Origin of the sequence: Haloplanus sp. GCM10025708, from assembly GCF_042663985.1 — an archaeon.
Lineage (GTDB): Archaea > Halobacteriota > Halobacteria > Halobacteriales > Haloferacaceae > Salinirarus > Salinirarus marinus.
Genome location: NZ_JBHSZA010000011.1, coordinates 305434 through 326611 on the forward strand (window position 1 = coordinate 305434; position 21178 = coordinate 326611).

Consider the following 21178-nt stretch of genomic DNA (forward strand, 5'->3'; position numbering starts at 1 on the left):
TTCCCCGTGAGGGGAGGTACAAGAGATGACGGAAGAACGATTCAACATATCGCGACGGAAGGCCCTCGGGGCGCTGGGGACGATCGGCGTCGCCTCCGCCGGTGCGGGCCTCGGAACGAGTGCGTACTTCTCCGATCAGGAGACGTTCGAGAACAACCAGCTCACCGCGGGCACGCTGGACATGAAGGTCGACTGGGAGGAGCACTACTACGACGGGTCCGCGGGCGCGGACCTGGTGACGATGAGTGATCCGGGCGCGGATACTTCACCCATCGTCGACCTCGGTACCGGGACGGTCGGAGCCGAGGGTGAGAACATCACGCTCTACCCGAGCGGCGACGCGACCAAAGACGAGTTCTGGGACGCGACGTCCGTCGAGGCGCTGCCGGACTCCGACGACGACGGGATCCAGGACCCGGTCACCGACCCCTGTGGTGAGAACAGCAACCTCGTGGACGTGGGCGACGAGGACAGCGGCCTGTCCTCTCAATACCGAACCGAGGATAGTGTCGGTGAACCCCTGATCGCCCTCGACGACGTCAAACCGGGCGACTTCGGCGAGGTAACCTTCAGTACACACCTCTGTACGAACCCCGGATACCTCTGGATGACCGGCGATCTCGTCGAAGCCCGCGAGAACGGCGTCACCGAGCCCGAAGCCGAGGACGCCGACGAGAACGGAGCGACGGACGAGGTCATCGAGGACGTCAGTGGCATCTCGGGCGGGAACGTGGAACTCCTCGACCAGATCCAGGTTCGCGTCTGGTACGACGACGACTGCGACAACCAGAAAGACGGGAACGAAATGGAGGAATGGTCGGGCAATCTCGGTGAGTTCCTCATCGATGCCTCCCCCGACGCAGCGAGCAGCGCCTCGGCCGACGACCGCGGGATCCCGCTGGACGGGACGCGGACGTACGAAGGCGGGCTCGGTGGATACGACGACTTCGTTCGCCTGGGTGTCAACCATCTCGACCTCAGTGACGACGGCGACAGCGACGTCGTGTTCGAGGACGCGACCGATCCAGCGGGAACCTCCGAACAGGTCGTGTACGGACACTCCGTCGGAGGTAGCTCGCAGGACTACGCGACGACCGTCGCCGCGCTCCCGGACGTGACGCTTCAGGACATCGCCGACGGCGCGACCCTCACGTACGACTACTACCACGGTCCCGCCCACGGTCACGCCGCCCCAGACGAGGTGTGGCTCCTGCTCGAACACCCCGACGGGACGCGAACGACCGTCCGCCGGACGAGCAACGACGACAACCCGGTTTCGGGGAGCGCCCGGACCCCGAAAGCTGGTACACGCGCAACGTCCACAACGAAATTCTCGGCAACCCCGACTTCAACGGCGGCTACAACTGGTTCGACGCGGACGGCCAGGTCGCTGGCGGAAACACGGAAGATCTCACGTCGGAATACGATCCGGCTACGAAGATCCTCCGCGTCGGCATCGGCCTCGGTAGCACCAGTGGCGCAGAGTCGGACATCTACTACCGCAACCTCACCTACGACGGCGACGACGTCGAGATCCCGACGCCGGACGGGACGCGCGGCTGCTTCCCCGGTCAGGCGACCCACTGCTTCGGCTTCCAGTGGTGGGTTCCGATCGACCACGGCAACGAGATCCAGGGCGATTCGGTCGCGTTCGACGTCGGCTTCTACACCGAGCAGTGCCGCCACAACGACGGCACCGGGATGGCCCCGGAGACGGCGACGCCGACGCCAACGTCTGAACCGACGGGGACGTCGCAGTAGTCGCACAGCACCCGAACGACCACGACCCATTCGGACACGGCGTCGCGCTCCGCGCCGACGGCGGTTCGACTCCGCCGGTGGGTTTCCCCGGGATGGGGAGCGAGAACAATGGCACACGACGACCTGAACATCTCACGACGGAAGGCCCTCGCCGCACTCGGCACGATCGGTGTGGCGTCGGCCGGCGCGGGCCTCGGTACGTCCGCGTACTTCAGCGACCAGGAAACGTTCCAGAACAACCGGCTCGTCGCGGGCGAGCTGGACCTCAAGATGGACTGGGAGGAGCATTACTACGACGGGTCCGACGACGAGTTCGAAGGGGTCGACTTCACGATGGACGATCCCGAGGAGCTGCGGACTACACGCGATACCCGCCGGGCGTCACCGAGGATACGGAGGGTCTCCGATCTGTCTGGGTGGCCAACGGCGACGTCCCGCAGTTTCAGGATAACACGTCCGTCGAGGCGTTCCCGGACGACGACAACGACGGCATCGCGAGCTACGGCGACCTGGTGGAGAACAACGCGGGCGACGACGGCTTCCCGGGTAACGACTCGAGCGACATCGCGCCGACCGCCTGTAACATCCTCGCGGACGTCGGTGCCGACGACAGCGGGCTCAGTTCCGACACGCGGACGAACGGAACGGTCGGCGGACAGACGACCGAGCCCGGCGATCCGCTGATCGACATCCAGGACGTGAAGCCGGGCGACTTCGGTGAGGTGACGTTCAGCATCCACCTCTGTGACAACGACGGCTACGTCTGGATGAACGCGCCGGGCGGGCTGACCACGGACGAGGGCGGCGTCACCGAACCCGAGGCCGACGACGAAGACGAAGACCAGCAGGAGGACGGGTCGCCCAAGGAGGGCGTTGAATCGCCGTCCGTCGAACTCGCCGATAACATCCAGACGTCCATCTGGTACGACAACGACTGTGACAACGTCCCCGACGGCGAGGCGGAGCCGGTCGATCTGATGGTCATCGCGGACACATCCAACTCGCTCGGCGACAACCCGAGTGATCCGGAGGGCGACCAGCTCGCGTTGCTGAAAGCCGCCGCGGACGCATTCGCCGAGGAACTCCCGCAGGGGACGCTCACGAGCGGCAATCGAGCGGGCGAGGAGATCGTCCGCGTCGGGCTGATGTCCTTCGCTGGTGGCGAGAATCTCAACGCGATCAACCTACTGAACCCCGTCGCTCCCGTCGACGACTACCTGGACAACAGCGATAACGGCATCGCCAGCACGCTGTTGCCCGACCAGACGGCGGGTGACACGCCGATGCCACACGCGCTCGATATCGCGAGAAAGATTCTCAACGATCCGAACTTATCCGGCATTCGGGGGAGCGACGTCGACAAGAAGATTCTGCTCGTCACTGACGGTGCGCCGAACTACGGGTACGTCTCTGGAGGGACCTCGTACACTGTCACGTATGATAGCACGCCGGTTACCTCGGCTTCGTTCACTGCCGGCCAGTACGTCGAGGACGACAGTAACGTCGGTGGAGACGGTACGCCGAATTCGGGCGATCCGTTCGAGGGTTCCGACGCTTTCCCCGACAACAACAACGGAGACTCCTCGTCGGACGAGGAACGCTACGAGACGTGGCAGCTCGCCCAGGCCGGGTCCAATCCGGTCAACGGCGACACGACGAACGACGACGACGGCATGGAGATTCTCGTCGCCGGCATCGCGAACGAGGGGTCGGTCTCGGCGACGACCTCGACGCCTACCTCCAGCACTACGTCGCCTCTACGCCAAACGACTTCTACGACACCAACTTCTCGTCCGACCTGACTGCCACCGCCCGGCAGGTCGCTCGCGACGTCGCCACCACCAGCGGCGAGAAATACATCTTCCAGGGGCGTTCGCTACGGGAGGCGATCGACTTCCTCACCGACAACGATGGTCGCGGCATCCCGCTCGACGGCGATCGAACGACGCCGTTCGGCGAACTCGACAGCGAGGAGAGCGGCGAATCACGCGACTGTTTCGACGCTTCCGCGACCCACTGTATCGGCTTCTCGTGGTGGCTCCCGCTCGACCACGGCAACGAGGTGCAGTCCGATTCCGTCTCGTTCGATCTCGGCTTCTACACCGAGCAGTGCCGCCACAACGACGGGAGCGGCATGAACAGCGAGGAGGTCGACGCCTGAGACGGCATCCCCCATCCCGACCTCGCCCACGCTGGCGCGGGCGGGCTCTCCGGCGTCGCCGGCGACCCCGTCCCACGGCGGTTCGATTCCGCCGGTGGGTATCCCCCGACCGGGGGCTAACCGAACGACGACCACGGAGCAAGCACAATGTCACACGACGACTTCGAACTTTCACGACGGAAGGCCCTCGCCGCACTCGGCACGATCGGTGTGGCGTCGGCCGGCGCGGGCCTCGGTACGTCCGCGTACTTCAGCGACCAGGAAACGTTCCAGAACAACCAGCTCACCGCGGGCACGCTGGACATGAAGGTCGACTGGGAGGAGCACTACCACGACGGATCCGACGACGAATTCTCGGCCGGCGACGGCGAGATCGACTGGACAATGGAAGAGCCGGGGACGCCGAGCGACTACTACTCGTTCCCGGTGGGCGCGCCGGACGCGGACAAGAGCGTCTGGGTGAATCAGACGGACAGTCCCGGCGACGGTGACGCCTCCTCACGTGACCTGTTCATGGACAACACGTCCCTGGAGGCCTATCCCGATTCCGACGACGACGGGGTGCAGGACAGTTTCGACCAGGCCGACGTCTGTTCGGACACCGACATCCTCGCCGACGCGCCGGACGACATGGATCCCACGTCGGCCGGAAGCGGCCGGACCGAGAACGACGACACCTACGACAGCGACGGACAGGAAGTGCTGCCGCTGATCAATCTGCAGGACGTGAAGCCGGGCGACTTCGGCGAGGTGACGTTCAGTTTCCACCTCTGTACGAATCCCGGCTACGTCTGGATGAACGGAGCCAACGTCCAGGCGGCCGAGAACGGACACACCGAGCCCGAAGCCGAAGACACCGACGAGGCGGGGTCGAGCGACGAGACGGCGGTCGGTCGGGGCGAGATTCAGAACGCGGAGATCGAACTCCTCGACGAGATCCAGACGGCGTTCTGGTACGACGACAACTGTAACAATCTCGTCGACGGCGACGCACGAGAAGCTGGGGAAGATCCCTGCGTCCAGCTCGTCCTCGACGCGTCTTCATCGATGTCTGGCGATCGAAACGCCGATGCGATAAGCGGCGCAAAGACCCTCGCCGAGGAGATCATCAACGCGGGTGGCAAGGTCGGTGTGACGTTCTTCAGCACGGACGATGACGACGCAACGGTGCAACAGTCGGTCGGCTCGGCCGACGCCACCGACGTCTCGGCGACGCAGGGCGTCATCGACGGCCTCCCGGCAACGGGGGAAGCACCGCCATCGGTGAGGGTATCCTCGCGGCCGACGACGATCTACAGAACTGCGAGAACGGCGAGCAGCCCATCCAGATCGTCGTCACCGACGGGCAGAACAACACGGGTACGGCACCGTCGACGGCAGCCGACAACGTCACCGGCAGCGATACGGACGACTACACCGACGAAATCTTCGCCGTCGGGACCGGCGGGGCCACTGAGGGCAGCTTACTCGACTTCGCCCGTCCTTCCGACGACGACCACACCTACCTCACTGCTGGCAGCGAGACGTTCGAGGACGTGCTCACCGAACTCGGCGGCGAAATCGTCAGCGCCGAGCAGGTGTTCGCCACTATGAGCCTCCGGGACGCACTCCTGGAACTCACAGACGGCAACGGCATCCCGCTCGACGGGGACCTCTCGACCAACTTCGACGAACTGACCGGCGACGACGACGCCGAGGCCCGGGACTGCTTCCCCGGAAACTCCACGAAGTGCATCGGCTTCTCGTGGTGGCTACCGGTCGACCACGCCAACGAGATCCAGTCCGACTCCGTGCAGTTCGATCTCGGGTTCTACACCGAGCAGTGCCGCCACAACGACGGGAGCGGCATGAACAACGAGGAGGTCGACGCCTGAGACGCCACACTCCATCCCCCATTCACCCACGCTCGGTGCGCGTGGCCTCAACCGAGGCCACGCACGACGGTTCGACTCCGTCGGTGGGCCTGTCAGATGACCACAGCTCCGTTCACACGACGGCGGATCCTCGCCGCGGTCGGGAGCGTCGGCGCTCTCTATCTCGGCGTGGACCGGGTCGGGGCCGCGCTCGGTTCCGAGACGGTAGAGACGAACCAGCAGACCGTCAACGGGACGTACGCGCAGTCGACGGAGTTCACGAACGCGCCGCCGCGGATCGCGCTCGCGTGGCGGGAGACGGTCAACGGCGCGGTGCAGGAGGAGACCGATCTCGCCGCCGACGGCGAGACGGGAGCGGTCGGCCTCGTCGTCGACGAGGCGGTCGTGCCGGGCGACTCGGGGGCGGTGACCATGCGAGCGCGGCTGCTCGAGGATCCCGAACAGACGACGCAGAACGCCCGGCTCTACCTCCGGTTCCGGCTCTCGGAGACGGCGGAGAACGGCATCAACGACCCCGAGCGGGTCGCGGGGGACGGTACGCCGGACGCGGGCGAACTGGACGACGTCGCGGAGATCCGAATCTGGAAAGACGACGGCGCGTTCGGGAGCGGCGACGGCGAGCCGACGTGGGCGGACGTCCCGATCGTGGGGGATACGGAGATCACCGACGGCTGGCAGAGCCTGGCCGAGGTGGCCGACAGCGGGACGTTCGACGGGGGTACCAGCTGTCGACCTGTCTCGACCCGGCGGAGGAGCCGGAGGTGTACGTCTCGTTCAGGTGGGAGATTCCGCAGTCGCTGCCGGCCGACGCGCCCGGGACCGACATCAACGTCATCCAGGGCGATTCGGCGACGTTTCAGGTGGGAATCGATCCGCGGCCGTGTGCCGGACAGGGGGGATAACGATGGCAAAACCGACGGTTAATCGGTCGTTAACGGCGGTCCACGGTACAGAGGGTTCGCCCGGTATCAGCCCGCTCGAGCGGGCGACGCCCGCGTATCGCTGTCGGAAGTTCTCGCCGGGATCAGTCGCGGCTCAGGCTCCCCTTACCGCGCTCCCTTTCGTGTCAAAGCGGCGGATAACTAAGGGCACGACGGGGCTCTGTGAGTGTAATGGGTTCGACGGGGGACGACGACGGGAGAGCGGACCGTGCGTGGACCGACTGCGACGGGGCCGCGACGGCCGGCGAGGGGGTGGGCGACATGAGTGAGAACGACCGCACCACGCTCCGCTTCCTGGCGAACGTGCTCGGCGTACTCGTGTTGCTCGCGGCCGTCTCGCCGTTCGTCGTCTACGCGGTGCCGCAGGTGGTCGGAGCGGACCAGGGGCTCGTGGTCCTCTCGGGCAGCATGGAGCCGAAGATGAGTCCCGGCGACGCGGTGATCGTCCGTGACGTGCCGGCCTCCGAGATCGAACGGAACGACGTCGTCACGTTCAAGCGCGCCGGGAGCGAGACGCCGACGACCCACCGCGTCGTCGAGATCAGACAGACCGGCGGGACCGAGGTCTACGTCACCAAAGGCGACGCCAACGAGGGTGCGGATCCGGGGACCGTCTCCTACGATCGGGTGATCGGCGAGGTGATCTTCGTGATTCCGTTCATCGGCCATCTGATCCAGTTCGCTAACACTCAGCTCGGCTTCCTGGCGCTCGTTCTCACGCCGATGGCGCTGTTCGTGCTCTCGGAGCTCTGGGAGCTGGTGAAGTCGATTCGAGGGCCGTCGTCGACCGAGACGTCGGCCTCGAGCGACGCGCCGTCGGACGCGACGACGCCCGCGGCGTCGAACGACGCGGCGGACGTCGCCGACGGCGAAACCGACGCCGACGGCGGTTCGCTCACGCTGACGCGGTCGAGCCTCCAGTTGCTCCTGTTGCTGCTCGGACTGTACGTCCCGTACAGCGGCTACGTCGCCTACACGACTCGCGAGGCGTGGTCGATCGGTGCCGCGACGGCCACGGCCGTCGCCTTCCTGTTCTGTCTCGTGATCTACGTCGCTAGCCTCGGCTCCGGCGGCGACTCGCCGGCCTCGACGGAACGGACTCCCGACGGGATCGTCCGACAGGGAGAGCTCCCGGCCCGGCTCGACGAGCGGACGACGGTCCCGCTCGCGTCGGTCGAGTCGCTGATCGAGACCGCGGTCGACCGTGACGACTGGGTCGTCTACGACGACGAACGCGAGACCTACTACTTGACCCAGGACGACGTCCTCTATCTGCACCGGGCCGCTCCCGAACCCGACGGCGGGACGACCGTCTCCGCGGCCGGGGAGCCCGACGAGACGACTCCGACGGGTGGTGGGAACGCGTGACCGACCGCCGTCCGCTGTCGCGTCGGAAGATCCTCTGGGCGCTGGCTACCGTCGGGGCTGCGGCGTCGACCGGAAGTGGGACGGCGGCCGTGGTGGCCGACTCCGAGAGTCTGCAAAGTGCGCTGACCGCTGGCGTCTTGGACCTCGACTCGAACTGGGGAACACGGACGCGACCGACGGCGCGTCCCCGATATCGATATCCGGTCCCGAGGGGCGAGAGACGGTCGCCGTTTCCGTATCCGGCAATCCGTCCTACGCCTGGTTCCGGACGCGCTGTAAGCGATGCACCGCCGCCGAAGAGGAAATCCAAGTGCGGTTCGGCGTGGACACGGACCGCGACGGGGTAGTCGACCGGTGGCTCGACGGATTCGACGGCACCGACGACGGCTATCGGTCGCTCCGCGTGGCCCGCGAACGGCTCGGAGAAGGGCACCTTCTCGGCGAACTCTCTCCCGACGTCACCTGGGACCTCGTCGTCGAGTGGACGACGGGAACGGTGACGTCCGACCTCGACGTCGAGTTCGATTTCGGTTTCTACGCCACACAGACCCGACACGCGATGAACTCGGCGGCGGTCACTCCCGACTGGAGTTGCCCCGGCCGACTCTGTGGGACGTCCACTCCCCCGTCTTCGGCGGGCGAGATCAGTTGGATCGCTCTCTCGTGTCCCTCCGAGATCACCCCGCAGGACGTGACGCTCGATCTGAGCGACGACGGCGGAACGGTCGCGGTCGTCGGGCTTTCCGAGTCGATCACCGTCGAGACCGTCCTGCTCAAATACGGTCAACGGTTGGACGTGTTCGAAGGCCCCGTCACCGAGGGCCAGACGTTCACGACGGGCGAGGCGGCTGCCACCTACACACAGGAGAAAAGCGCGTTTCCGGAGACGAACACGACGCCGCCGAGAAGCAACAGCAACCCCTGCCCGGAGAGCTACTGGATCAAATACGAAACCGACGAGAACCGGTGGTTCACCGGGGGCGACGGGAGCAAAAACGAGGGACCGTCCCCGAACGGCACCGGCCAGACCGACGGAGGTCAGACGTAACCATGTCCTCGGCTGACGACCCCGGACTGGACTGGGCGGCGGTCGTGACGCTCCTCGTTACGTTCGTCGTCGTCGCCTCCGTGTCCGGCGCGGGGACGTACTCGTCGTTCCACGACAACGAATCCGCCGCGGCGACGTTACATATCGAGCCGACGGTGACGTCCGGATCGGTCGACATCACCCGGGTGCAGTGTACTCCGAGCATGACGTCTGACAACGAGTCGACGGTCGATATCGACGAGGTGGAAGTGGTTAGTTCGGAGAGCGTGACGGAGTCGGATCGCTGTGCGAGAATCACGTTCTGGCTCGGCTCGTTCGTGTTCCAGTCGACGAACACCACGCCGGAGTCGGCCGCCATCGTTCACAAACACCGGGGCAAGTGGTGGAAACTCGACACCACGGTCGGCCGTGAGACGACGTCGCTGATCAAGTTGGTCGCCTTCACCGACACCTTCAGTCCCTTCGCGGTGGTCGTCCCGGACCAGTCTCCGAGCACCGCCCAGCAGCCGAACGGGACGGTCAACGGGACGACGAACGGAACAGTCAACGGGACGACGAGCGGAACAGTCAACGGGACGACGAGCGGAACAGTCAACGGGACGACGAGCGGAACAGTCAACGGAACGACGAACGGGACGGTCGACGAGACGAGCACGTCGCCGACCGACGGCAACGAGACGGGACAGGGAGCGGGCACCGGTCCACCGTCCGAAACGCCGACCGGGAACGAGACGGGATCGGCTGGTGGAACTGGCGAATCACCGTCCGATTCACAGGGAAGCTCCGACGGCGGTGAGGACACCACGAACGGCGAGACGGGCGATCAGTCCGGCGGTTCCGGAGAGTCCGAAACGAGCCAGGGCAGCGACACCGATGGCGAATCGAGCAACGGGGCGACGTCGGACGGCGGATCGAGTTCCGACGGCACTGAATCGTCGGACGGCGGCGCGGACGACGGAAGCGGATCGACGGAGGGCGAATCGAGCGGTGATGGATCGAGTAGCGACGGGTCGAACAGCGATGGAACGAGTGACGAGGAGTCGACGAACAACGGCGAGAGCAGCGACGGATCGACGAGCGGTGACGGGTCGACGAGTGATGGGACGAGCGATGGGACGAGCGGCGATGGATCGACGAGTGATGGGACGAGCGATGGGACGAGCGGCGATGGATCGACGAGCGATGGGACGAGCGGCGATGGATCGACGAGTGATGGGACGAGCGGCGATGGATCGACGAGTGATGGGACGAGCGGCGATGGATCGACGAGTGATGGGACGAGCGGCGATGGATCGACGAGTGATGGGACGAGCGGAGATGGATCGATGAGCGGCGATGGATCGACGAGTGATGGGACGAGCGATGGTACGAGCGGTGACGGGTCGAGTGATGGGACGAGCGGCGATGGATCGACGAGTGGCGACGGATCGACGAGTGATGGGACGAGCGGTGACGGGTCGACGAGCGGTGACGGATCGACGAGTGATGGGACGAGTGGCGACGGGACAAGCGGTGACGGATCGACGAGCGACGGGACGAGCAGTGGGGGTTCGACGGATGGTGAATCGGAATCCGGCGGTACGTCGGACGGTACGACCGGCGACTCGGGAGCAAAATGACGCCCGAAGAGCTCGAACTTTCCCGCGTACGCGATAGGATTCGGGGGACGGTTCTCGGTTCGTTCAGCCGCCTCCCGTTCGCTACGCTCGGGTCGTGGTGTGTCAGGCTCCCCGGGATGCATCCACACGCCCCCAAGCGAAACGCGATCGTCGGGATGATCTACCTCTATGGGGTTTCGGTTCTGCTGTCCGTTATTTCCGTTTGACGGCCGATAACGTTTAGGAGTCGACTCCGCCGCGATCGGCGAACTGGGATCGTCGGGACCGTCCCTTCAGAACAGCTGCTGGAGATAAAGCCACCGCCGTGACCAGAGCTGATAGACGGTGGATCCGGCAATGACCGCGAGGAAGAAGCTCGCCCAGAGCAGGACGTCTATCGAGGAGACGACCGGGAGCTGCATGGCGGCGAAGAGGACGGTGATGAGTGAGAGCGTCCCCAGCGTGCGGTAGTAGGCCGCCCACGTTATCCCGTATTTGGTCACGACTTCCATGTAGAGGTCGACCTGCTGAGCCGGCTTCTGGAGCGAGATCGTCTTGCGGTCGCTGTCGTAGTCGACGATGTCGGCGTCGTCGAGTTTGGGGAGATGGGTCTGGTGGAGCGAGATGTAGACGCTGTCGCGGATGTTCGACGGCGGCGGCGACTCCCCGTCTCGATCTCCGCGACCCGGACAGAGAGGTCGCGGAGGGACACCTCGTGGTTCGTCTCCTGGAGCTGTTTGATGACGTTCCGCCGACGGTCGTTTCTCAGGATGTCGTGGATGTCCGTCTCGGGTAGGTTTCGATCCGTTCGAAGGAGGCCCATCATGGTCCCGTGGTAGTGGTAGCGATCATCGGTGATACGAGAGGAAGATAATGATATATCCCTATAGTTATCTACCACTTAACAGAACGGAAAGCTACCCTTTCCGTCTGCGGCGAATCCGGTACGGAGTGCCCACGGTTGGCTTAATCACCCATTTTCGACCGAATCGACGCGGCGGAGCCGCCGAGGGCTGCCGTGGAACTCTCCCGCCGTAGGTGCGAGAACCACCGGCTCTCTTCGAGACGGCGACGGTCGGACAGCCGAGTCTCGCCGGGGCCGGCGCGCTCGCGAACGTCGCGCCGTTTCCCTCCGCCGATCCCGTGTTTTCCCTGCCGCGGCCGCTACATCACCGACGGCTCGCTCGTGTCCCGACTCGCCTTCTCCTCGTCGATGATGGCGTGGAGGTTCGAGAACGGAACGAACGCGACGAACTCGCCGTCCTCGTCGTACAGTTCGACGCCGTTCCCCGCTTCCTGATAGCGGTCGCACTCGATCTGGCCTTCCGGAAAGAGAATCTGATACATGGTCGTCACTACGGCGCGCTCCTCCGTCAGTGTTGCCCGGGACGCCGGTCTCAGAGCGACATGTATTAACCGCCGGTGCCGCAGAGTCGCACCCAAGGATGTCGTTCGTCGGGCGTGCCCGGACGTTGGTCGAGGTGGACAACCCAGGTCTGGTCTGGTTGATGAGTCTCGCGCACGGCTTCAACGAGTTTTTCAGCATCATCGTCCCGCCGCTGTTTCCCTTCCTCGTCCCCGGGTTGGACATCAGCTACGCCGACGCGAGCCTGATGGTCGTGGTGTTTTTCGTCACGTACTCCGTCTTCCAGCTCCCGATCGGTCGCCTCGTCGGCGTCTACAGCTCTCGGATGCTGCTCGCCGTCGGCATGGTCGGCCTCTCGGTCAGCATCGCCCTCGTCGCGTTCGCACCGTCGTTTCCGCTGATGCTGGTCGGTATGGCCGTCGCCGGCGTCGGCGGGAGTACCTACCACCCGACGGGGATGTCGGTCATCAGCGACCTCGAATCCGCCGACACCCACGGCCGGAGCATGGGTATCCACGGGATGCTCGGGACGTTCGGGTCGATGGCGGCCCCGATCGTCGTGGCCGGCGTGGCCGTCTCCTACGGGTGGCGCACCGCGCTGCTGGTGGGGAGCGCGCTCGGCCTCGCGTTCGGCGTCGCCCTCTATCTTCTCTACCCCCGTATCGCGCCCTCGCCGCCACCGTCGACGGGGTTCGTCGCCGCCGTCCGCGCCGAGTTCGGTCGGGACTCCGTCGGACAGGTGCGCCGCGCGCTCGGCTTCGTCCGATCGCCGACGGTCCTCGGCCTCTCGCTTCTGTTCGTCGTCATCGGCGGCGAGGTGCGGGCGGTCCAGACGTTCACGCCCGTCTTCGCCTCCGAACTCGTCGGGGACGATCCGGCGTTCGGGAACGCCATGCTCTCGCTGACGATGGTCGCCGCGGGCGTCGCCTCGACGGTCGCCGGCTACTGGGTCGACCGGTTCGACCGGCGCGTCTTCGCCGCGGGGTGTTTTCTCCTGACGGCCGGCGTCGTCGCCGTCCTGGCGCTGGTCCCGTTGGACCGCCTCCTGTTGCCCGTCGCTTTCGTCGTCCTCGGCGTCGCGATGTACTCCATCTACCCCGCGGCGAACGCCATCACCGCCGGGGCCTCGACGGAGGAGTTGAGCGGGTCGATCTTCGCGGTGACCCAGACGGCGGCCGCTATCGGCGGGGCGGGTGGACCCTTCCTGCTCGGCGTCGTCGCCGACGTCGCCTCGCTCGAAATCGCCTTCCTGACCACCGCCGGCATCGCCGTCTTCGGCGTCGCCGTCGTCGCCCTCGCCAGCGACGAGTTCGCCTGCCGTGGACGAACCGGCCCGCTCCTCGAAGCGGTCGTACGCACGGTCGAGCTCGCCGACGCTCTCTCCTCGGCCGGCGGGTCGCTCGGAACGTTCTGGCGTCCGAACGAGCGGCGTTCGAACACCCGTACTGTCGTAACGCCTAAGAGTCGAACACTCCTTTTTTCAGTAATGACCGAACGACACATCGAACGGAGGTGGGATCGTGGGCGTCGAGATTAAGGAGTCCCCCGTCTCGGACGCGGAGTTCGAGGCGATGGAGGAGTTCGTCTACGACTACCTCACCGCGAGCGTCGAGAACGAGGACGACGGCGGACGGATGCGCTGGTACCCCTGGCACAGCGCCGACTACCGGTTCAACCACATCCTGAACGTCGTCGACCTGGCGGGGCGCATCGCCGAACACGAGGGGGCGAACGTGGACGTGGTGCGCGTGGCCGCCCTGTTTCACGACATCGCGAAACTCGAAGCCGAACAGGAGCGACACGCCGACGAGGGCGCACGCGTCGCCCGCGAGTATCTCGACACTCACGGCGACTTCCCGCAGTCGTTCGTCGAGGAGGCGTGTCAGGCGATCCGCGACCACTCCTATCAGGGCGAACTCGACGACGTCTCGCTGGAGACGCGGTGTCTCATCGAGGCGGACGTCCTCGACAAGGTGGGGGCCAACGGGACGGCGCTGATGCTCCTCCGGATGGGCTACGAGGCCCGGTCCCACATGGACGCCGCGGAGATGGTCGAACGCGTCCTCGAACGCGGGAAAGACGCCGCTCGGCGCGTCGAGAGCGAGACCGCCGAGAGCATCGCACACAAACGCCTCAAGCGCGTCAAGTGGTTCCAAGAGTGGCTCGAGATGGAAGTGCCCGAGATGGACCACGACGAGTTCGAGGAGCTGTACCGCTCCGACTGAGCCCGGGTCGTTTCGGCCGACGGCGACGGCTCAGTCGTCGCTGGTGGCGACGCCCGTGTCCGTCCGTGAGGACCGTGCGCCCTCCGCGGCCGGCGGCAGGTCGGTGCGGACGTCCGCTCGGGACCGCTCGGCGATGACGTTCGCGTACGCCTCGGGCATCACCTTCGTGAAGTTTCGGACCTCGTCCGCCCAGTCGTCGAGCAGGGCGGCGGCCCGGTCGCTGTCGGCGTAGGCGGCGTGGTTCTCGACCAGGCGATGCAGCATCGCCTCGTCCGACTCTTCGAGTTCGTCGTGGAGCGTCACCATCTCGGTGTTCGTCTTCCGCGCCAATTCGCCGTCGGGGTCGTAGACGTAGGCGACGCCGCCGGACATTCCAGCCGCGAAGTTGCGCCCCGTCTCGCCGAGGACGGCGACGACGCCGCCGGTCATGTACTCACAGCCGTGGTCGCCGACGCCCTCCACGACGGCTTTCACACCCGAATTACGGACGGCGAAGCGCTCGCCAGCGAGGCCGTTGACGTAGAGTTCGCCCTGGGTCGCGCCGTAGAGCGCCACGTTGCCGACGAGGATGTTCTCCTCGGGTTCGTAGGCGGCGTTCTCGGGCGTCTTGACGATTACCTTGCCGCCGGAGAGCCCCTTGCCGACGTAGTCGTTGGCCGCGCCGGTGAGCTCCATCGTCACGCCGCGGGCGAGGAACGCGCCGAAGCTCTGTCCGGCGACGCCCTCGAACTCGCAGCTGATGGTGTCGTCGTGGAGGCCGCTCCCGTCGTAGCGCCGCGAGATGCGGTTCGAGAGCATCGCCCCGACCGCCCGGTTACGGTTCTCGATGCTCCGCGAGATATGGACTGGCTCGCCCTCCTCGATCGCGTCGGAGGCCTCTTTGATGAGCTTCCGATCGAGGTGGGTGTCGATGTCGGCGTGGGTCTGATCGCGGACCTTGTACCGTGCCCTCGGCGGGGTCGGCGACGATGGCCGAGAGATCGAGCCGTTTCGCCTTCTCGTGGTCCGTCTCGCGCTGAGCGAGGTAGTCCGGCCGGCCGACCATCTTGTCGACCGTCCGGAAGCCGAGGTCGGCCATGATCTCTCGCAGCTCCTGTGCGATGAACGTCATGTAGTTGATGACGTGTTCGGGCTGGCCGGGGAAGCGGCCGCGAAGCTCCTCCTGCTGGGTCGCGACGCCGGTCGGGCAGTCGTTCGTGTGGCAGATGCGGGCCATCACACAGCCGGAGGTGACCAGCGGCGCGGTGCCGAAGACGTACTCCTCGGCCCCCAGCAGGGCGGCGACGGCGACGTCGCGGCCCGTCTTCATCCCGCCGTCGGCGGAGACGCGGATGCGGTCGCGAAGCCCCGTCGCGCGGAGCATCTGGTTCGCCTCGGCGAGGCCGAGTTCCCACGGCAGGCCGGCGTTTTTGATGGACGTCTTGGGCGACGCGCCCGTCCCGCCGGAGTGGCCGGAGATGTGGACGACGTCGGCTTCGGCCTTGGCGACGCCGGCGGCGATGGTGCCGATGCCGGCTTCCGAGACGAGTTTGACGTTGATGTCCGCCTCGGGATTCGACGCCTTCAGATCGAAGATGAGCTGTTTGAGGTCCTCGATGCTGTAGATGTCGTGGAGCGGCGGCGGCGAGATGAGGCCGACGCCCGGCGTCGCGTAGCGGACGTGCGCGATCATCTCGTTGACCTTCTTGCCGGGGAGGTGGCCGCCCTCCCCGGCTTGGACCCCTGTGCCATCTTGATCTGGAGTTCGTCCGCCGAGGAGAGATACTCCGAGGTGACGCCGAACCGGCCGGAGGCGACCTGTTTGACGTTACACTCCTTCTCAGTGTCGAAGCGCTCGGGCGGTTCGCCCCCTCGCCGGTGTTGGACTTCCCGCCGAGGCGGTTCATGGCGACGGCGTTGTTCTCGTGGGCCTCCGGTGAGAGGCTCCCGAGCGACATCGCCGCCGTCGAGAACCGCTCGACGATCTCGTGGACCGGTTCGACCTCCTCGACCGGGACCGGGTCGCGGTCGGAGTCGAACTCCAACAGCCCACGGAGCGTCTGGAGCCGCTCGGTCTGGTCGTTGATGCGGTCCGCGAACTCCTGGTACTTCTCGTAGTCGCCCGACCGGGCCGCCTGCTGGAGCGTGCCGACGGTCTCCGGGTTCCACTGGTGGTGGATGCCGGCCGATCGGTGTTCGTACTCGCCCTGTCGTTCGAGGTCGGGGTCGCTCCCGTAGGCGACGGCGTGACGGGCGAGCAGATCCTTCTCGATCTGTGGAATTCCGATGCCTTCGGTGCGAATCTCGGTCCCCTCGAAGTACTCGTTGACGAACGCCGAGTCGAGCCCGACCGCCTCGAAAATCTGGGCTCCCTGGTAGCTCTCGACGGTCGAGATGCCCATTTTCGCCATCGTCTTCAGGAGGCCGTCTTCGAGGGCGTTCTTGTAGTGGCCGATGGCCGTTGCCTCGTCCGCTCCGTCCGGGCCGGCGACGACGTCGCAGATGCTCTGGTAGGCGAGATACGGATTGACCGCGCCCGCGCCGTATCCGACGAGCGTCGCGAGGTGGTGGACCTCGCGGGGGTCGCCCGACTCGACGACGAGTCCGGCGTGGTTTCGCAGGCCGTTGCGCACGAGCGAGTGGTGGACCGCGCCGGTGGCGAGCAGGCTCGGGACGGGGACTCGTTCGGGGCCGGTGTTCCGGTCCGAGAGGACGACGATATCGGCACCCTCCTCGATGGTCCGGCGCGCGTCGGCGCGGAGGCGGGTCACGGCGTCCTCCAGGTCCGTCGCGGGGTCGTACGTCGCGTCGACGACCGCCGAGTCGAACTCGCCGTCGAGGTCCTTGATGGCGGCCGTCTGGGCGTCCGTCAGGACGGGCGAGTCGAGGACGAGCTGCCGGGCGTGTTCGCGCGACTCGCCCAGGAAGTTGCGCTGGGGGCCGAGCCGCGTCTCCATCGACGTGACGAGCTTCTCGCGGATGTAGTCGATGGGCGGGTTCGACACCTGCGCGAACAGCTGTTTGAAGTAGGTGAACAGCGGGCGGTTGTGGTCTTCGAGGACGGAGAGGGGGTGTCGTCGCCCATCGACCCGACGGGGTCTTTGCCCTCTTTGGCCATCGGTTCGACGAGGTGGTCGAGCTGGTCGTAGGTGTAGCCGAAGGCCGTCTGCTCGGCGCGCAGCGACTCGACCTCGCCGCGGGGTTCGTAGGTTTCGTCGAGACCGTCGTCGAGGCGTCGCTGTTCCTCGTCGACCCACTCGCCGTACTTCTCGTCGGTGAGGGAGGCGAACACTTCCTCGTCGGGGACGATGCGGCCCTCCTCGGAGTCGGCGACGAGGAGCTGTCCCGGCTGGAGGCGGTGGCGTTCCTCGATGTTCGAGGGGTCGACGTCGAGCGCGCCGACCTCGCTCGCCATCACGAGGCGGTTGTCCTTCGTGACGTCGTACCGGCAGGGACGCAGGCCGTTACGGTCGAGCACCGCCGCGACCTGTTCGCCGTCGGTGCCGACGACGAGGGCGGGGCCGTCCCACGGCTCGACGAGGCTCGCGTGGAAGTCGTAGAAGTCGCGGCGCTCCTCGCTCATCGTCTCGTCGCCGCGGTAGGCTTCGGGGATGAGCATCCGGAGGGCGTGTGGAAGCGATCGGCCGCCCTGCACGAGGAGTTCGAGGGCGTTGTCGACGGAGGCGGTGTCGGACTGGTTCGGGTCGTTGATGATGGGTTTGAGCGTGTCGAGGTCTGCTCGCGGGGTTTGCCCGCTCGCGTGGTCCGAGGAACGCCGCTCCTCGCTATCCGAACCGAAGTCGGGATGGGCGAGGTCGGTTTCCCGGGCCCGCATCCAGTTGATGTTGCCCCGGATGGTGTTGAACTCGCCGTTGTGGATGATGTTCCGGTAGGGATGTGCGAGATGCCACGCGCCGAGCGTGTTCGTCGAGAAGCGCGCGTGGACGAGCGCGAGCGACGACTTCACCCGGTGGTCGGTGAGATCGGGGTAGTAGTCGGGGAGCTGCTCGGCTTTCAGCAGTCCCTTGTAGACGACGGTCTTGCGGTCCAGCGAGCAGACGTAGAAGCGGTCGGCACCGACGGAGCCGAGGACTCGACCTCGTTCTCGACGGCGCGTCGGCCGACGTAGAGCGCTCGGTCGAACTCGTCGGCGCTCATCTCCTCGTCCGGGGCGACGAACACCTGCCGAACGTCGGGTTCGGAGTCGAGGGCGGTCTGTCCCAGGTCGCCGTTGTCGGTCGGCACTGCCCGCCAGTGGAAGACGTCGAGGCCGCGTTCGGCGAGCGTCCGCTCGAAAATCGTCATCAGCCCCTGCCGGGCAGCGGCGTCCCGGGGCATGAACACCGTGCCGGCGGCGTACCGCTCGGGCAGGGCGGCGTCGACGACGTCGGAGAAGAAGTCGTCCGGGCGCTGGATCAGGATACCGGCACCGTCGCCGGTCGCTTCCTCGGCTCCCGTGGTCCCCCGGTGTTCGAGGTTGATCAACAGGTCGAGGCCGTCGGCCACCGTCTCGTGGGTCGCTCCGTCGTCCAGGTCGACCACGACGCCGACGCCACAGTTCGATCGGCTGTCGGCCGGGTCGGCCAGACCGACTGAATCGGCGTTGGCGTCTCTCTGTGGCTTGGTCATGGCATCCCGTTTCGAACCTCTCCATATGAGCGTATTCCTGAAAGAATAAGTGTTCATTAACCACATTTAGAGACCCTATTATCATTACATCCTCATCGAACGACGATGAACGTTAGCGCGCCGGCCGTCGCCGAACGGAGTCGGGCGCTCAGTACGACTTCGCGAAGAAGGCGGTGTCGACGGCGTCGTCGCCGCAGACGGCACACGCCTCGCCGTGGTGGATCGGTTCGACCGCGCCCTCGCCGTCCTCGAAGGGAACCATCACGATCTCGGCCGCGATCTGTTCTTTGATCTCCGTCTCGCAGTCCTCGTCGCCACACCAGGGGGCCTTGACGTAACCGCCGTGCCGGCCGATGGTGCCGAGGATCTCGTCGCGCCCGTCGGCCTCTCGGACGTCCTCCGCGAGGGTCTCCTCGGCGTCGGCGTAGAGTTTCGCGTAGATCTCGTCGAAGTGGTCGCGGACCGTGGAGACGACGCCCTCCCGCGACTCTTCGGTGCTCTCCCCGTCCGGTCGGTGAACGAGCGTGAGCGTCTCGTCCTCGACCTCGTTGGGACCGATCTCGATTCGGAGCGGGACGCCTTTGAGCTCCCACTCGTTGAACTTGAAGCCGGGATTGCGCTCGTCCCGGTCGTCGAGTTCGACGCGGACGCCGTCGCCTCGCAGGTCTTCGGCGACGCCCTCGGCGTACTCCAGGACGTCCTCCTTGGTCTCCTCCTGCCAGATGGGGACGACGACGACCTGTTCGGGGGCCACCGTGTGCGGGAGCACGAGTCCCTGGTCGTCGCTGTGGGTCATGATGAGCGCGCCCAGCGCGCGCCACGACAGGCCCCACGACGTCGTGTGGGCGACGCGTTCGTTCTCGTCCTCGTCGGTGTAGGCGATGTCGAACGCCTCGGCGAAGGAGGTGCCGAGGTAGTGGCTGGTCGCGCCCTGGACCGACTTGCCGTCGGGCATCAGCGCCTCCACCGTCGTCGTCGTGTCCGCGCCGGGGAACTTGTCGTGTGGCGGTTTCTTCCCGCGGAGGACGGGGATGGCCAGGACGTCCTCGTAGAGGTTCTCGTACTGGTCGAGGCGGGTCATCGTCTCGGCCCACGCCTCGTCGCGGGTGCGGTGGGCCGTGTGGCCCTCCTGCCAGAGGAACTCCTTCGTGCGGAAGAAGGGCTTGGTCTCGGTGGCCTCCCACCGGACGACGCTACACCACTGGTTCACGCGCAGGGGCAGGTCGCGGTGGCTCCGCGTCCAGCGACTCATGTAGGGGGCGATGATGCTCTCGCTGGTCGGTCGGACGGCGAGGCGCTCCTCCAGTTCCTCGTAGCCGCCGTGGGTGACCCACGCCACCTCCGGGTCGAACCCCTCGACGATCTCCTTCTCGCGTTCGAGGTAGGACTCGGGGATGAACATCGGGAAGTAGACGTTCTGGACGCCCGTGGCCTTGAATCGGCTGTCGAGTTCCCCCTGGAGGAACTCCCAGATGGCGTACCCGCGCGGGCGCGTGACGATGAATCCACTCATCCCCTCCGGCGCGTAGTTGGCCAGCCCCGCCTTCTGGACGATTTCGGCGTACCACTCGCCGGTGTTGTGCGCTTTCGACTCGGTGATGCCGAGTTCCTGCTCGTCGCTCATTACCGGATGGTAACGGCAACGCGGCTTAAAACGTGCCTCTTTCCCGCTCACCGCTCGTCGACGTCGACGGAGAACGGACTCTCGACCTCGTTCCATCCCCACCCGGGGAGGCGCGTCTGGAACCCCGCCGCGAGGGCGGCGTCGAGGTCGTCGCCGCCGGCGGGGCCTTCGGTGTGGGTCGTCACGTCCGCGAAGTGGAAGGTGGCCTGCGCGAGGAGATGTAGCGGTTGTCCGCCGGCGACGGTGGCCGCGAGTTCCCGGCCGAGCACCTCGTCGACGACGAACCCCGGATAGTCGTCTTCCACGTCCAGATCCCGGAGGAGGCGGACGTAGGCGGCGACGTTGACGCCGCGGGTGCCGTCGGCGAAGACGGCGTCGACCTCCTCGCGGTACTGGGCCTGGGTCACCTCGTCGACGTCCGTCTCGAACAGCTCCCCGAGTCGGTTGCGCGTCTCGTTGACGACCGAGACGATCGCCGGGGCGCGTTCGCGGGTCCACTCGTACTCGGCGACGACGACTGCCGGTGTGATCTCCATACCCTCGCCTCGGTGGCGAACGGCTTCAGGTTTTGCGAAGGCTTTTATACCCGGCCACGGTTAGGTCC

At 66.2% G+C, this 21178-nt stretch carries 16 protein-coding genes and 4 pseudogenes; 12 read left to right on the forward strand and 8 right to left on the reverse strand.

Annotated elements, in window-relative coordinates; all coding sequences use genetic code 11:
• Window positions 1-25: 25 nt before the first annotated feature.
• The 3 genes and pseudogenes from ACFQJD_RS04665 to ACFQJD_RS04675 all read left to right on the forward strand — a co-directional run bounded on the left by ACFQJD_RS04665 (window position 26) and on the right by ACFQJD_RS04675 (window position 3563).
• Window positions 26-1888 (forward strand): SipW-dependent-type signal peptide-containing protein, encoded by a 1863-nt coding sequence (locus ACFQJD_RS04665; protein ID WP_379796495.1) that lies wholly within the window; start codon window positions 26-28, stop codon window positions 1886-1888.
• Window positions 1870-2038 (forward strand): annotated as a pseudogene (locus tag ACFQJD_RS19330) (SipW-dependent-type signal peptide-containing protein); the annotation flags it as partial. The gene ACFQJD_RS04665 and the pseudogene ACFQJD_RS19330, both read left to right, overlap by 19 nt.
• A 139-nt stretch (window positions 2039-2177) precedes the next feature.
• Entirely contained in the window at window positions 2178-3563 is a 1386-nt protein-coding gene (locus ACFQJD_RS04675; protein ID WP_379796497.1) for a hypothetical protein, read from the forward strand.
• On the opposite strand, the gene ACFQJD_RS04680 is transcribed toward ACFQJD_RS04675, so the two are convergent.
• Window positions 3535-3819 carry a hypothetical protein gene (locus ACFQJD_RS04680; RefSeq protein ID WP_379796499.1) on the reverse strand — a complete coding sequence of 95 codons (285 nt, stop codon included), beginning with the start codon at window positions 3817-3819 and terminating at the stop codon, window positions 3535-3537. The genes ACFQJD_RS04675 and ACFQJD_RS04680 overlap by 29 nt on opposite strands.
• Window positions 3820-4069: 250 nt before the next feature.
• Between ACFQJD_RS04680 and ACFQJD_RS04685 the strand changes: the two are divergent.
• From ACFQJD_RS04685 to ACFQJD_RS04715, 7 genes and pseudogenes are all read left to right on the forward strand, one after another.
• A pseudogene (locus tag ACFQJD_RS04685) lies at window positions 4070-4735 on the forward strand (SipW-dependent-type signal peptide-containing protein); the annotation flags it as partial.
• A gap of 458 nt (window positions 4736-5193) precedes the next feature.
• A pseudogene (locus tag ACFQJD_RS04690) lies at window positions 5194-5400 on the forward strand (hypothetical protein); the annotation flags it as partial.
• A gap of 57 nt (window positions 5401-5457) precedes the next feature.
• The gene (locus ACFQJD_RS04695; RefSeq protein WP_379796500.1) at window positions 5458-5796 is read left to right on the forward strand and encodes a hypothetical protein; all 339 of its coding nucleotides are present in this window, start codon (window positions 5458-5460) and stop codon (window positions 5794-5796) included.
• A gap of 96 nt (window positions 5797-5892) precedes the next feature.
• Entirely contained in the window at window positions 5893-6720 is an 828-nt protein-coding gene (locus tag ACFQJD_RS04700) for a hypothetical protein (protein ID WP_379796502.1), read from the forward strand.
• A 188-nt stretch (window positions 6721-6908) separates the two neighbouring features.
• On the forward strand, window positions 6909-8105 hold the full coding sequence (locus tag ACFQJD_RS04705) for a signal peptidase I (RefSeq protein ID WP_379796504.1): 1197 nt from the start codon (window positions 6909-6911) through the stop codon (window positions 8103-8105).
• A gap of 322 nt (window positions 8106-8427) precedes the next feature.
• On the forward strand, window positions 8428-9153 hold the full coding sequence (locus tag ACFQJD_RS04710; protein ID WP_379796505.1) for a hypothetical protein: 726 nt from the start codon (window positions 8428-8430) through the stop codon (window positions 9151-9153).
• A 2-nt stretch (window positions 9154-9155) separates the two neighbouring features.
• Window positions 9156-10772 (forward strand): hypothetical protein, encoded by a 1617-nt coding sequence (locus tag ACFQJD_RS04715; RefSeq protein ID WP_379796507.1) that lies wholly within the window; start codon window positions 9156-9158, stop codon window positions 10770-10772.
• Between the two features lie 272 nt (window positions 10773-11044).
• Here ACFQJD_RS04715 and ACFQJD_RS04720 read toward each other — a convergent pair whose 3' ends face one another.
• The gene (locus ACFQJD_RS04720; protein WP_379796508.1) at window positions 11045-11263 is read right to left on the reverse strand and encodes a hypothetical protein; all 219 of its coding nucleotides are present in this window, start codon (window positions 11261-11263) and stop codon (window positions 11045-11047) included.
• A 652-nt stretch (window positions 11264-11915) separates the two neighbouring features.
• Window positions 11916-12098 (reverse strand): hypothetical protein, encoded by a 183-nt coding sequence (locus tag ACFQJD_RS04725; RefSeq protein WP_379796510.1) that lies wholly within the window; start codon window positions 12096-12098, stop codon window positions 11916-11918.
• A 134-nt stretch (window positions 12099-12232) separates the two neighbouring features.
• Here ACFQJD_RS04725 and ACFQJD_RS04730 point away from each other — a divergent pair, with 134 nt between their 5' ends.
• Together ACFQJD_RS04730 and ACFQJD_RS04735 are read left to right on the forward strand one after the other, a co-directional pair.
• Window positions 12233-13654, forward strand: a complete 1422-nt coding sequence (locus ACFQJD_RS04730) for an MFS transporter (RefSeq protein WP_379796512.1) — start codon at window positions 12233-12235, stop codon at window positions 13652-13654.
• The gene (locus ACFQJD_RS04735; protein WP_379796514.1) at window positions 13638-14342 is read left to right on the forward strand and encodes an HD domain-containing protein; all 705 of its coding nucleotides are present in this window, start codon (window positions 13638-13640) and stop codon (window positions 14340-14342) included. The genes ACFQJD_RS04730 and ACFQJD_RS04735 overlap by 17 nt, the downstream gene beginning before the upstream one ends.
• Before the next feature lie 30 nt (window positions 14343-14372).
• Here ACFQJD_RS04735 and ACFQJD_RS04740 read toward each other — a convergent pair whose 3' ends face one another.
• The 5 genes and pseudogenes from ACFQJD_RS04740 to ACFQJD_RS04760 form a co-directional block, all read right to left on the reverse strand.
• Window positions 14373-15140: a hypothetical protein gene (locus ACFQJD_RS04740; RefSeq protein WP_379796516.1), complete on the reverse strand. Its 768-nt coding sequence runs from the start codon at window positions 15138-15140 to the stop codon at window positions 14373-14375.
• A gap of 16 nt (window positions 15141-15156) precedes the next feature.
• Window positions 15157-18372, reverse strand: a pseudogene (gltB, locus tag ACFQJD_RS04745) (glutamate synthase large subunit).
• A complete protein-coding gene (locus ACFQJD_RS04750) occupies window positions 18336-18950 on the reverse strand; it encodes a hypothetical protein (RefSeq protein ID WP_379800404.1) in 615 nt (204 codons plus the stop codon). The pseudogene gltB and the gene ACFQJD_RS04750 overlap by 37 nt, the downstream one beginning before the upstream one ends.
• 148 nt (window positions 18951-19098) lie before the next feature.
• Window positions 19099-20574 carry a proline--tRNA ligase gene (gene proS / locus ACFQJD_RS04755; RefSeq protein ID WP_379796518.1) on the reverse strand — a complete coding sequence of 492 codons (1476 nt, stop codon included), beginning with the start codon at window positions 20572-20574 and terminating at the stop codon, window positions 19099-19101.
• Window positions 20575-20621: 47 nt separating this feature from the next.
• Complete coding sequence (locus ACFQJD_RS04760; RefSeq protein WP_379796520.1) at window positions 20622-21110, reverse strand: hypothetical protein; 489 nt, start codon at window positions 21108-21110, stop codon at window positions 20622-20624.
• Window positions 21111-21178 lie beyond the last annotated feature (68 nt).